Here is a 13,576-nt window from a genome sequence, read left to right on the forward strand (position 1 = left end):
TAAAGAAAAAGCTGTTTTGCTTATGCAAAACAGCTTTTTTTCATTAGTTCGCAATATCCCGTTTCATAAAGATTCCGAAAGCAAGCAACAGGAAGACAACAAAATAAATCACCAGCATCACAATGGAGAATGTCATTGTCATCCCTTCGACTAACGGTGTTCCCTCTACATACTGCATCAGATTAACATTCGCAAATAAAATATACTTCGCCCAGTCAAACTTCACCGCCATAAACGCAGTGGCTGTCGTGCCCGTTACCAATAAAAAGATGGAAAACCCTACAGCAAGAGAGCTGTTTCTAAATACCGCAGACAGCATAAATGCCATCGTAGCCAGCATTAAAGCCGCAACAGATTCTGAGAGATACGTTTTGGCCAAATATCCCAACATATTTTGCTCCAATACATGACCATCCTTATAGATTAAATGAACATTCGCGGCAGTGTCCCCGCCTGTTCCGAAAAAGACCAGTCCCAGCAAAGTTGAACCTATAAATAAAATAAACAGCAATAAGAGACCAAATAAAAGAACGGTAATATATTTAGAAAGCAGAATTTGAAAACGGCTGAGCGGCCGGATCATTAACAGCTTAACCGTACCCCAGTTAAATTCGTTTGCGACGATGCCAGCTGCAATTATAATCGTGAACAGCCCAGTAAGGATTGTAAAACCGGCAGAATCCGTTACATAAGACCAAACGGTATATCCAGTGTCACTCGGGATATTATGTTCAATGCGATAGTTATTGATTGTGATCGTTTCTTCATATTGTCCTTTCAGGGAAGGATCTTCTTTCATTGCCTTCTTCAAATCACTATTTTGTGCTTGAAGCGTCTCTTTCCACTTCGGATTTGCTTCATCGGTTGAAAAGTGGTTTGTTAAAAATGCCCACCCGATCATTGTCAAAGCAAGAATTCCGATCATCACCCATGTTCCGACACGGCTGAAAATTTTGATCCACTCATTATAAATCAAATTAAGCATGTTGAACCTCCTCTTTTGCTTCGCCTGTGATTTCTAAGAAACGGTCCTCTAATGATTTTGTAATCACTTTGACTTCATAAATGCGGATTTGCTGCATGACCAGCAATTCAATCACTGCAGGGACGTCCTCTTTAGCCAGTTTGATTTCCAAACCGTTTGTCTTGATTACCGAATCATATTCTCTTAGAATCGCAGCAGTTTCCTTCGGCTGCTCCACTTGGAAGAAATATGTATCCTTTTCATCAGTTATTTCATCTCTTACATTCTGAATATCGATAAGCTTTCCTTTTTGGATAATCGCAATTCGGTCACACATCAGTTCCATTTCTGACAGCAGATGACTTGATACGATGACAGCCATTCCTCTTTCTCGCGTCAGCTTCTTTAAATGGTCTCTGATTTCTCTGATTCCCGCCGGATCAAGGCCGTTTGTCGGTTCATCCAAGATCAGCACTTTCGGATCGTGCAGAAGGCATTGTGCCAAGCCGAGACGCTGTCTCATCCCCAGTGAGTAGGTTTTCACTTTATCATGGATTCTATCTTTGAGGCCGACTAGTTCCACCACTTCATCAATTTTTTCCTTCGTGACACCCTTTACCATCCTTGCGTATTGCTGGAGATTTTTATATCCGCTTAAAAATTTATACAGCTCTGGATTCTCTACAATAGCCCCGATATGTTTGATTGCCTTGGCATAATCTTTCGTGATTGATTGGCCGCAAATAAGCACATCACCTTGTGATAGCTTCATTAAACCGACCATCATTCTGATTGTCGTCGTTTTCCCCGCTCCATTCGGTCCCAGAAATCCAAATACTTCGCCTTCGCGAATCGTAAAACTCAGTTGATCAATGATCGTCCGGCCTCTGATGTTTTTTGTCACATTTTTTAATTCCAATACTGTTTTCATCAAATTCCTCCTCTTTCTAGTAAACTTCCATATTCGTTTTAAACCATTGCAGCACGGACATACCTTCCTGCTCGCGAATCTCTTCCACATTACGCTGTGCCACTTTTTCTCCGTCGGCGAGTACGATGACCTCGTCAAGCAGGGTTTCAATTTCATCAATTTCGTGTGTGGCTATGACAACGATTTGCTGCTCAAAATCAATATAAGAAACGAGGCTGTTGACAATTGAATCCCTGACCATCGGATCAAGACCGGAAAAAGGCTCATCCAATAGAATGACGGAAGCTCTTCTTGATAGTGCCAGCACGATTTTAAGACGGCCTCGATTCCCCTTGGAAAGCTGCTTTATCTTTTTTTCAGGCTTCAGCTGCATTTCTTTAAGCAGCTGATAGGCTTTTTCCATTTGAAAGTCAGGGAACTGTGATTCGTAAAAATCGAGCATATCTTTCACCGTAAATCCGGGATAAAACATGTCTAGCTCTGTTAGATAAGCCGTGTACTTGATCATGTCTCTTGTTACAGGCTGTTCACCTGCTTTCACTGAACCTGAAGTAGGGAACATCAGTCCGGCGATTAATTTTAAGGTCGTCGATTTCCCGCTGCCATTCGAGCCTAAAAGCCCGTAAATTTTTCCCGGGAATAAAGTAAAGGATATTTTATTCACCCCCGTATGGCCGCCGTATCTCTTAGACACATTGTCAAATACAATATTCATTCCTGTCCTCCTTTCGTGTATTTTTTAATCCCTGCCAGCATTTCTTCTTTTGTTAATCCCAGCTCTGCCATTTGATGAATAAAACTTTCAAACACTTCACGGGTAAGCCTCTCTTTCAGTTCATCCACGATTTCAGCTTTTTCAGCGATAAATGTCCCTTGCCCTCTTCTTGTCTCCACAATTCCCAGCCTTTCCATTTCACTGTAGGTTCTTTGAATCGTATTCGGATTTACTTTTGTTTGAATTGCCATTTCTCTGACAGACGGCAGCTTGTCTCCGGGAACAAGCTCCTTTCTGACCAGCCTATAAAAAATTTGATCAGCAATCTGCATATAAATTGGTTTAGAGGATTGAAAGTCTTGTTTCATTTTCTCTACACCTCAACTTTTCGCTGCAGGAGCCTGGAAGCCAGAAAAAGAAACACAGCTGCCAACACCAGCATGACAATAATGGACGGATATGGAAGATGGAAGATGTTTAATTCCACACGCCACCCTAAGGATCCCTTGTATGTAAAACCGACATCTCCATACGTTGTGAAATAATACAGTTTATCCAGCGGTGTCAGCCAAGGTATGATCAAATGGTCCTCTACATAAAACCACCCTACCCCCAGTAACATACAAATGAACCAGCGAAACCGTCTGATGAAGGAAGAACTTGATTTTAAAGAATGAAACACATTCCACAGCAGGATTACCGCACAGGAAAGATAAGCAGTAAATACCAGCCCATAAAGATTAAAGACCAGTATCGTGCCTGCAAGCGGGACTTGATCAGCAATGAGCGCTTTTGAGTCAAGGTACTGATAAAGAGAGATTCCGTAAACTGAAATCAAAAACTGAAAAATGAATTGATAGACAAGACCGGCAGTCAGCTTCGAGAGTAAAAGCGTGGCTGCGCCGTTCGGATTATATAACCATAGCTGGTTTTTCCCCTCTACACGAAGACAATTGTAGACCAGCAAAGGAGCTAAAAATACTTGAAAAATGGCAAGCACAACCCAGCATCCAAAAACAGCTAAAGGTTCTTCAGCCAGCCGTTCGAATAAAAAGCTCCCGGCAGATAATAGTATGACTGCACAGAGACATGCAAAAAACCGCATTTTTGACAGTCTCAGATCCTTTTTTACTAAACCCCAAAACGGCTTCATTGTTTTTCCCCCTAAAAACACTTATAAAGTGTATGACTCAAATAGTACACTATGACTTCCCAAAATACAACATATTCCATGGATTTATTTAATAAATAACCAAGTTTTATACATTTAAACAGCATAAAAAAAGCAAACCCGCCATGAGTAAACGGATTTGCCTTTGATATTATTTCTTTTTGTTTTTCATGGAGAGCAGCGCATCTCGATAACTGCTGTCCTGCATTTTGTCACTTTTTTCAGTGACCTCTTTTTCTTTCTGATCTTCCTCAGAATGCTTAAACTTTTGAAGCGCCTGCCGGTAGAAATCATCCCCAATTGAGTCACTTTTCTCTTTTCCAGAGTCAGTTTTTACAACGGCTGGGACATGCTCAGCAGCCCGTGCTTCAGCAGGGTATTTTGCTTCGTTTTTTTCCTCTTCTGGAGGGGCGATTTTTTCAGCTGTTTCTCGCTTCTCGAGTCCAGCAGAGGCGTTGCGGACATTATACGTGATAAGGCCCGCAATCACAATGACAGCAGCAATAATTGCTATTATAATGGCCATTTTAACCTCTCCTTACTGTCCGGCTGTTAAGTTTCCTGTGACTTGGCTGACGCGTCTTCCTAATGCGCGGCCCAGCTGAATACCTTCCTCAGACATTAACTCATCACTGTCTACTGGACAAGTGACGCCCGCTCCGTAGTAAGAACCGTACAGTGCGTTTTCAGGCACATTGCCAGGCAGACCGACAACAATCATCCCTTGGTGGAACATTGGCGTAATTAAGTTGTGCATTGTCATTTCCAAACCGCCGTGTGTTGTTGCCGTTGTGCAGAATACTGCGCCGACTTTGTTGATCAGCTCGCCTTCAGCCCACAAGTAGCCGAGTCTGTCGATCCAAGTTTTCAGACCTGCACTGATTGTTCCGAAATGCCCGGGGCATCCCCAAATAATCGCGTCCATGTCTTTAAGCTTGCGGATATCCGCCTGATCTACGTGGTCGATGAATACTTCAGCCGTGTCGTTTTCCCGAGCGCCTTCAGCAATCGCTTCTGCCAATACCTTTGTATGTTCACCTTCACTGTCATATACTACATAAATTTTCATTTAGGAAACCTCCCTGTACAGTTTAAGATTCCTTCACTTCTTTTGGAGCCGGAAGCAATGAAAGCTCCTCTTTTTTCTTTTTCTCCGCACGCAATTTATCTTTTCTGACATCACGCAGGAAAAGACTGAGAATCACACCTGCCACACAGAATAATGTCGCCCACATAAAGGCGTCATTAATCCCCATGACGTTTGAATCCAGTGACGCGTGTTTGTAAATATGTGAGTAAACATACGTTTTCGCTGTCTCATAGGGTACATTCATATTCACCATTATATTCGAAACTGCATTTTGGAACGCATGGAGGAAGTTCGGGTCCGCCGTGCTTGTTTTATCTGCAATTTGTGAATAATGGAATGTCGTACGGTTTGTATAAATCGTCGTAATTAAGCTTGTTCCAATCGATCCGCTGATTTGGCGGAGCGTGTTGCTCATCGCTGTTCCGTGACTGTTCAGACGGGCAGGAAGCTGGTTCATCCCAGCCGTCATGACAGGCATCATTAAGAGTGACATACCGAATGCGCGAATTGAGTATACAAGCATAATGTGTGTATACGGTGTATCAATGGTCAATTGCGTATATTGGAATGTTGTCACCACTGTCACGACCAGTCCGATAATCGCAAGCGGTCTCGGGCCGAATTTATCAAACAAAATACCTGAGATCGGTGACATGATCAGCATCACGATCGCACCCGGAAGCAGAAGCAGACCGGATTGAAGCGCCGTAAATCCGACCAGGTTTTGCAGATAGATCGGTAACAGGAACATACCAGTGTAAAGTGCCACTGTAATAATGATATTAATAACACTTGAGAGTGAGAAAATGTCGTATTTAAACACTCTGAAATCAAGCATCGGATCATCATGACGCAATTGCTGAACAACAAAAGCAATAATTGCAATGACGCCGATTATAACTGTAGACAGTACAACCGGGTCGGTCCAGCCGTCAGAACCCGCTTCACTGACTCCGTATAATAAGGATGCGAATCCGACAATCGAGAGGATCGCTCCAAGAGTGTCGAGTTTGATTTTTTGCGGCTCCACCAAATTCTTAAAGATGAAGAAAGCCACGATGATAACAATTGCGCCGACTGGCACAAGTCCGTAAAACATGATGCGCCATGTGTAATGCTCAATAATCCACCCGGAAAGAGTCGGGCCGACCGCTGGAGCAAACATCATCGCAAGTCCGAAAATCCCCATTCCTTTCCCCCTGCTTTCAGGCGGGAAGATTAACAGAATGGTTGTCATAACAAGCGGCTGCAAGATACCTCCGCCCACGGCCTGGATCAAACGGCCGATCAGCATTGTAGAGAAGTTAGGTGCGATACCGCAGACTAACGTACCGAGCGTAAAACAGAACATGGCGACGAGAAAGAGACTCCGTTGGCCAAAGCGTGTAATCAGGAAGGCAGATAACGGAATTAATACGCCGTTAACAAGCATGTAACCTGTTGTGAGCCACTGAATCGTCGTTGCACTTACGCCAAATTCAGTCATTAAGTGCGGCATTGCGACGTTAAGCAATGTTTGGTTTAGTATTGCCAAGAATAAACCCGACATTAGCACAATCAGCAATGTCATAGGGCTTTTTGTATTTTTTTCTTTGCCTGTAGCCATCTAAGACAACCTCCTTTCATGGTTTGATGACTGATCTGTTTTACTCAGAGATTTTAACAGATGCATTCATACCTGGAAGCACCTTATCAGATGGGTTTTTGATTGAAATTTTAACTGGAACTTTTTGAGTTACTTTTGTGTAGTTTCCGCTTGAATTTGTAGATGGAAGCATATCAAAAGTTGAGTTAGTCGCATAGCCAATTTCTTCTACAGTACCGTCAAATGTTGTATCAGGATCTCCGTCGACTACTACGTCTACACTATTTCCTACTTCAACATCTGCAATATCTGTTTCTTTAATATTTGCTGTGATATAAAGGTTGTCCATGTCAATCGTTTGCGCAATTGTTGTGCCAGCTTGTACGGTTTGTCCGTTTTTCACTTCGTTTTTCACAATTGTTCCATCCATGATGGATTTTACATCAACAGTTTGTTCACCTTTGATTTTTGCAACTATGTCGCCTTTTTTCACTGTTTTTCCTTCTTCAAGATCCCAGTCGGATACTTTACCTGCTGCCGGAGCTGAAATAGCTGCCATATCGCCGGCTACTTTTGCTTCATCTGTTTTCACGTAGTTTGTGCTTTGATAATAGTAGTAAGCACCTCCGCCTATAATTGCAAGAACAACAATCAAACCGATAATGTTGGTCAGAATTAAACGTCCTCTGTTCATTTTGTTTTTCTCCTTTCGTTTCTTCCTCTATCATTTTGTGGAAAGCTGGTGAAAATATGTGGGATGTTTTTAATTACCGCTTTTTTCTGCACAGCCTTCAGCAAGCTTTGATAAACTTCCGGCAAGCTTACGCAAATATTGAAGCTGAGACGTGTCAAGCTTCTGATACAGGCTCGCGCCCATTTTTGCGTATTGCACAGCGGCTTCTTGTAAAAGTTCTTCCCCCTCTTCGGTTAACTGAATCATTACGATACGGCGGTCATCCGGACTGTCATACCGATTCATCAATTGCCGGTTATATAGGATATCGGTCATCCGGGTCACAGAAGCAGGCTTAAGATCAAGAGACATGGCCAGCTTGCTGAGCGGCGTGCTTCCGCTTTGATGAATTTTAAACATCAGTAAATATTGAAGGACTGTAATATCAAAAGGCTCAAGCACAATCTCCAATATCTTCTTCTGTTTTTTATAGATAGCCCGAGACGTATCGAAGAGCTGTTCAAAAGTGAGCAAAGCACGTTCTGATTCAGTCAACTCCTTTTCACCTCATTCCTCAATAATAGTTCACAAGATAAAATATTAATAAATGAAAGAAGATTTGTCAAAGGAAAAATCTCTTTTTCCCTCTTATTTTTTTCGCAATCGCTTTCTTACTTTTTTTAAATAAAAAAAAGCCCTGAAATGGGCTATTCACTAGGATAATTGATGGCTGATGCCAGCTTCTTCATTTCTAAAAAAGTTCTTCAGCGCCTGAAAAACGTCTGACTTTTGTTTTAAAATATAGTATTTGAATTTCTCGTCTTTTACATTTTTATAAGCCGACATTAACGTCGAATGTCTGTTGTATTGATTGACCTCGCCATAGCAGAACAAATTCGCTTTCTTCATAATATCATTCACCAATTTCACGCAACGCGCATTATCAGATGTCAGATTGTCGCCGTCAGAGAAGTGAAAAGGGTAAATATTATAACGGGCGGGGCTGTATTTTTCATCAATCAGTTCAAGTGACTTTCGATATACGGAAGAACAGATTGTTCCGCCGCTTTCTCCTTTTGAAAAGAAATCTTCCTCAGACACAACTTTTGCTTCTGTATGATGAGCAATAAATTCAATTTCAACTGTTTCATATTTCGTCCGTAAGAAGCGGGTCATCCAGAAAAAGAAGCTTCTCGCCATATACTTTTCCCACACGCCCATACTGCCGCTCGTATCCATCATTGCTAACACGACAGCTTTTGACTCAGGCTTCGTGACATCGTTCCATGTTTTATATTTTAAGTCCTCCGGATAAATCGGATAGAAAGACGGCTTCCCTGTCATCGCGTTGCGTTTAAAAGCCGACATCATTGTTCTTTTCTTATCAATATTACCGGTTAACCCTGTTTTTCGGATATCGTTAAACTCGATATCCGTGTGAATGATATTATCTCTTTCTTTTTGCTGGAGATTCGGAAGCTCTAATTCTTTGAAGAGCGCTTCTTCTAAATCCATTAGTGAAACTTCTGCTTCATAATAGTCCTCGCCCGCCTGATCTCCGGCTCCCTGTCCTTTACCCGGCCCCTGTTTTTTGTCTGATCCGTCCCGGGCTACAACATCTCCAACCTGGCTGTCGCCGTCCCCTTGCCCTACGTGTTTATTTTTATCGTAGTTATAGCGGATTTTATACTCATCCAGTGAGCGGATAGGAATTTTCACTACATCTTTGCCGTTAGACATAATAATGCTTTCCTCAGTTACGAGATCCGGCAGATTGTTTTTGATGGCTTCCTGTACTTTTTTCTGGTGGCGCTGCTGGTCATCGAAGCCTTTGCGATGGAGGGACCAGTTTTCCTCAGAAATCAAAAAATGGCCGCTGTCATTTTGGGACATGAATTCCCCTCCTTAACCATTTGTGGTCGTGATACATACCTATTCCGGCTTGTGCCAGATTATGAAACAAGTCTTTCGAAAAGATTTATATTCATCATATGCGCATAGGTACAGTTAATTGACAAACTATTTAGAAAATGGTACAAAACAACCCGCCCTGTCCGGACGGGTCACTTGCTTATCGGTTCAGCAGGCTGCCGACGTATTTCAGCAGCTCATTGGCACTCGTCGAGTTGTAGCCGTGCTCATCAATTAAACGGGCTACGACTTCATTTACTTTCTTCAATTGCTGCTCATCAGGGGTTTTCGTTGAGGTCGTAATTTTAACAACATCCTTCAAGTCAGCAAACAATTTTTTCTGAATGGCTTCACGCAGTCTTTCGTGGGAATTGTAGTCAAACCGCTTTCCTTTTCTCGCATACGCGGAAATGCGAATCAAAATTTCTTCGCGGAACGCTTTTTTAGCGTTTTCGGAAATACCGATCTGTTCTTCGATCGATCTCATCAGCTTTTCGTCCGGATTCATTTCTTCTCCTGTCAAAGGATCACGCAGCTTATTTTTATTGCAATAAGCCTCTACGTTGTCGAGGTAATTATCCATCAGCGTTTTGGCTGATTCTTCATATGAATACACAAACGCTTTTTGGACTTCCTTCTTCGCAATATCATCATATTCCTTACGGGCTGCAGAAATAAGATTCAAGTACCGTTCCCGATCCTCGTTTGAAATAGACGGATGCTGATCAAGTCCTTCTTTTAAAGAACGGAGAACATCAAGGGAATTGATCGACTCCATATTTTTTCTGATAATAGTAGAAGAAATGCGGTTAATCACGTAGCGCGGGTCAATTCCGCTCATGCCCTCATCATTATATTCTTTCTTCATGTCCTCAACGTCCACTGAATTAAAGCCTTCCACACTTTCTCCGTCATATAGTCTCATTTTCTTCACCAGATCAATATCAGACCGCTTCGGCTCTTTTAATCGCGTAAGAATTGAAAACATCGCGGCGACCTTAAGTGTGTGCGGAGCAATATGAACATCCGATACATCACTTTCTGCGATCATTTTTTCATAAATTCTTTCTTCCTCAGACACTTTTAAGTTATAAGGAACAGGCATCACAATGATTCTGGAGTGCAGGGCTTCGTTTTTCTTATTAGAAATAAATGAGCGATACTCCGTTTCATTCGTGTGAGCCACGATCAACTCATCAGCGGAAATTAACGCAAATCGCCCGGCTTTAAAATTCCCTTCCTGTGTCAGTGAGAGCAAATGCCAGAGGAACTTCTCATCACATTTCAGCATCTCCTGAAACTCCATCATGCCTCGGTTCGCCTTGTTCAGCTCTCCGTCAAACCGGTAGGCGCGCGGATCAGATTCAGAACCGTATTCAGCAATGGTTGAGAAATCAATACTTCCCGTCAAATCGGCAATATCCTGAGATTTCGGATCAGACGGACTGAAGGTGCCGATTCCCGTACGCTTATCCTCAGAAAAGAAGATCCGCTCCACCCTCACATCTTCAATTCGCCCTCCGTACTCTTCCTCCAGCCTCATCACATTTAATGGTGAAAGGCTTCCTTCTATTCTAATGCCGTATTCTCTGTAAAAATCCTCCCGCAAATGATGGGGGATTAAATGAAGGGGGTCCTCGTGCATCGGGCAGCCTTTAATCGCATATACAGCACCATTATCCGTCAGCGTGTACGCTTCAAGACCTTTTTTGAGCATCGTGACCAGCGTTGATTTACCGCCGCTCACAGGGCCCATTAAAAGCAGAATCCGCTTTCTGACATCAAGCCTTTTCGCGGCCGGATGAAAATATTCCTCCACAAGGCGTTCGAGGGATTCTTCAAGCCCGAACAGCTCGCGGTCAAAAAAGCTGTACTTCTTCCGTCCGTCAATCTCCTCTATCCCGCTGTCTTTTATCATATTAAAAACACGAGAATGAGCAGATTGCGCGACCATTGGATTTTCTTTAATAATCTCCAAATAATCAGCGAATGTTCCTTCCCATTTCAGACGCTGCTCTTCCTCTCTGTACTTTTCAATTTTCTTTAATATATCCATAAGGACCTCCTCTATCATGTTTGATGCGCTGTGCAAAAAAAGGTACTTTGATACAATCTATGCCGTCAGCCCGTGATACATGCTTTGGTTTCTTAAAAATAAAGATACCCTATGCAGCGTTGACAAGGCAGACTGCGTGCGTTCATAATAAAGAAAATACAGAATCATCCAGACTCGGACAGCAGGAAAAATTGAAGAGGGGGAGAGACGGTGAAAACAATCATCATGATGGGTGTCATTGTCACTTTTTTAGTATCAATTTTTACCGCAGGATACGATAGCAAGCCGGGAAAAGAATAAAAAGAAAAGGGTGCTCCCTCTTGAGAGCACCCTTTCTCTGTGTAACAGAACAATGTTTTACAACTTAACTCTTTTCATAACTTTTGAATGCTGATCGCATTCGAATTTGTTTTCAAACTCAATTGTGCCGATTTTACAGCCTGGCCCGATAACAACTTCTTTCCCTCTGACCACCGCCGCCTCGGTATGTTCCAAATAGATTTTATCTCCTTCAATCAGCTGCGCAGTTAGTCTCGCTTTTTTTCGCGTAAAAAAGCGCGCACGTTTTTTTACTTTAATTGACGTTCCGCCTATTTCACGGACCCGGCTGGCATCATGACTCAATCCGATATCAATCTCGCCTGCATTCAGCAAACCTGTTACGTCCACACAGCCAGTGATATGAAACGATTCGATTTCACAATCGCCTTTAACGCTGAGCTTTCCTTTTGCTTCGCACGAATCCCCTGCCATATTGCCGCCGATCTCAGTCAGACCTTTCAGCTTCAATCGGCCAACATGAAGAGCGCCTCTGACTTGCATTGTCCCGTATATGCTGATTTTGCCCGCACTCAAATTGCCTTCAAACTCGCTTTCTCCGAGTACTTTCAGCTGTTCAGTCTCCGCGTTCCCGAGAAAACGGCCTGTGCCGTATATGCGGCAGCCTGCAGCGGACAGTCCTTCTCCAATCACACCTTCACCTTTGATGCTGACATGGTGATAGGCGCCTCCCGAAGCGTGCCCGGCACCATATAATTTTAAATGTCCTACTTTTGCTGTTTCCATATGATCCTCCTTACATTCTTGTGTATGTGCCTACCGAAGCGTTCGGATCACAAGTGTAATCGCCGCTGTATTCCACAGTCTCAATCTGGCAGTTCGGACCGATTTTCACTGTGTTTCCCCGCACAATCTTGGCGTTCGTATGTGTCAGCTCAATCACGTCTCCCTCAATCAGTTCAGCTGTTAACACAGGCTGCGGCATCAGCTTCAGCAATGTCAGCATCCCTTTTCTGCCCGTCACTTGAAGATGGCGGCAGCCGATCTCCCTCACATAACTCTCTCCGGAAGAAAGCTTGATATTCACCTGATCAGCATTTAGGAGACCGCTGACTTTGCATTTCCCTTCAGTCTGAAATGTTTCCGTTTCGCAATCGGCTTCCATGACCGCCTTTCCTGTGATCACAATGTCATCAGCCTTGACTGCTCCGCCAAATGTTGATGATCCCGCGACCTTCAATTGTTTAGCGGCGGTCTCACCTTGGATAAAACCTGTTCCATTCATGCGGATGGATTCTGCATCAACATCCCCATGAATTTTGCCTGAGCCGCTGATGGTTACTGTTTTTGCCTTGACACTCCCGTCCGCTTTACCGGTGCCGTTGAATGAAAAAGAGTCACACTCCACGTCTCCGGCCACAGTTCCGCTGCCATTAATCTCAACTGATTGAAATTTTCCGCCCTTCGAACTCCCCGTACCGTTTATCACCAGATTATCCATTATTTCCATTGGTGGCCCTCCTGCATATATTTTGTCTTTAGTTCCTCTGAAGCATTGGCTAAATCCACTCTTTCCACAATCTTAACGGACGACTCAAAAAGGATGCTGTCTGCGGCAGCCGCTATAAAACAAGTCGTTACACCCAGCTTGCGCAAAATGATCAGTTCCGTCTGTTTCTTGATCTCCGCTGTTTCATGCTTCTTCAATACGTCAGCAGCCAATTTCGCTTCTTCCGTGCTGACATTTCCGGACTGTAAAAGCCCTTCAAGCACATACAGCGACAGCAGATTTCGAGAAGAAAAAACCGTGTCTGCTCCGCCTTCTGAATAGACATGGAGAGCCGGCTTTGATATCAAGCCTTTCGTCAGCAATTCATCAGCCGTCATGCTCACATCCTTCATTTTCGGTGACAGCATCTCCCGCATCTCATCCAAAGACAAATTTTCTTTCATCTTTTGAATGATTGAAATGCGCTTTAAAATATCCTCTCTAGGAAAAAACGTCTCTTGCCCTGTAAATGTGGATTTACGTATAAACCACTCCTCAGGGATTAAATTTTTCCGTTTCCATCGATACAGCTGACCGTATGAGATGGATGTTTCTTCAAGCAATTCTTTTTTAGAGATTAATTGATCTTCCATAAGTCCAGCTCCTTTGATGGATACATTGTAACATAACACTGTTACGTTGTTAAGCCTAA

At 43.1% G+C, this 13,576-nt stretch carries 14 protein-coding genes and 1 pseudogene; all 15 read right to left on the reverse strand.

What is annotated here, in order from left to right; all coding sequences use genetic code 11:
* Positions 1-43: 43 nt before the first annotated feature.
* On the reverse strand, positions 44-985 hold the full coding sequence (locus NST16_RS13160; RefSeq protein WP_168747275.1) for an ABC transporter permease: 942 nt from the start codon (positions 983-985) through the stop codon (positions 44-46).
* A complete protein-coding gene (locus tag NST16_RS13165) occupies positions 978-1,895 on the reverse strand; it encodes an ABC transporter ATP-binding protein (RefSeq protein WP_010333509.1) in 918 nt (305 codons plus the stop codon). Before NST16_RS13165 ends, NST16_RS13160 begins: the two co-directional genes overlap by 8 nt.
* 16 nt (positions 1,896-1,911) lie before the next feature.
* Entirely contained in the window at positions 1,912-2,610 is a 699-nt protein-coding gene (locus NST16_RS13170; RefSeq protein ID WP_268446599.1) for an ABC transporter ATP-binding protein, read from the reverse strand.
* A complete protein-coding gene (locus tag NST16_RS13175; protein ID WP_010333507.1) occupies positions 2,607-2,978 on the reverse strand; it encodes a GntR family transcriptional regulator in 372 nt (123 codons plus the stop codon). The genes NST16_RS13170 and NST16_RS13175 overlap by 4 nt, the downstream gene beginning before the upstream one ends.
* Before the next feature lie 5 nt (positions 2,979-2,983).
* A complete protein-coding gene (locus NST16_RS13180) occupies positions 2,984-3,763 on the reverse strand; it encodes a hypothetical protein (RefSeq protein WP_010333506.1) in 780 nt (259 codons plus the stop codon).
* 169 nt (positions 3,764-3,932) lie between these two features.
* Positions 3,933-4,307, reverse strand: a complete 375-nt coding sequence (locus tag NST16_RS13185; RefSeq protein ID WP_010333505.1) for a hypothetical protein — start codon at positions 4,305-4,307, stop codon at positions 3,933-3,935.
* Positions 4,308-4,319: 12 nt separating this feature from the next.
* Positions 4,320-4,850, reverse strand: coding sequence for an NAD(P)H-dependent oxidoreductase (locus NST16_RS13190; RefSeq protein ID WP_010333504.1), 531 nt, complete (start codon positions 4,848-4,850; stop codon positions 4,320-4,322).
* A 22-nt stretch (positions 4,851-4,872) separates the two neighbouring features.
* A complete protein-coding gene (locus NST16_RS13195) occupies positions 4,873-6,477 on the reverse strand; it encodes an MFS transporter (RefSeq protein WP_010333503.1) in 1,605 nt (534 codons plus the stop codon).
* 40 nt (positions 6,478-6,517) lie between these two features.
* Positions 6,518-7,184, reverse strand: a pseudogene (locus NST16_RS13200) (HlyD family efflux transporter periplasmic adaptor subunit).
* 35 nt (positions 7,185-7,219) lie between these two features.
* Entirely contained in the window at positions 7,220-7,684 is a 465-nt protein-coding gene (locus tag NST16_RS13205; RefSeq protein ID WP_010333501.1) for a MarR family transcriptional regulator, read from the reverse strand.
* A 159-nt stretch (positions 7,685-7,843) separates the two neighbouring features.
* Positions 7,844-9,022: a sporulation protein YhbH gene (yhbH, locus tag NST16_RS13210; protein ID WP_010333500.1), complete on the reverse strand. Its 1,179-nt coding sequence runs from the start codon at positions 9,020-9,022 to the stop codon at positions 7,844-7,846.
* 178 nt (positions 9,023-9,200) lie between these two features.
* On the reverse strand, positions 9,201-11,096 hold the full coding sequence (gene prkA, locus NST16_RS13215) for a serine/threonine protein kinase PrkA (RefSeq protein ID WP_010333499.1): 1,896 nt from the start codon (positions 11,094-11,096) through the stop codon (positions 9,201-9,203).
* Positions 11,097-11,453: 357 nt separating this feature from the next.
* Complete coding sequence (locus NST16_RS13220) at positions 11,454-12,161, reverse strand: hypothetical protein (protein ID WP_340887158.1); 708 nt, start codon at positions 12,159-12,161, stop codon at positions 11,454-11,456.
* 10 nt (positions 12,162-12,171) lie between these two features.
* Positions 12,172-12,885, reverse strand: a complete 714-nt coding sequence (locus NST16_RS13225) for a bactofilin family protein (protein WP_010333496.1) — start codon at positions 12,883-12,885, stop codon at positions 12,172-12,174.
* Positions 12,876-13,517 carry a YhbD family protein gene (locus NST16_RS13230; protein WP_229147598.1) on the reverse strand — a complete coding sequence of 214 codons (642 nt, stop codon included), beginning with the start codon at positions 13,515-13,517 and terminating at the stop codon, positions 12,876-12,878. Before NST16_RS13230 ends, NST16_RS13225 begins: the two co-directional genes overlap by 10 nt.
* Positions 13,518-13,576 lie beyond the last annotated feature (59 nt).

The organism is Bacillus sp. FSL K6-1005 (assembly GCF_038000225.1).
Taxonomy (GTDB): domain Bacteria; phylum Bacillota; class Bacilli; order Bacillales; family Bacillaceae; genus Bacillus; species Bacillus mojavensis.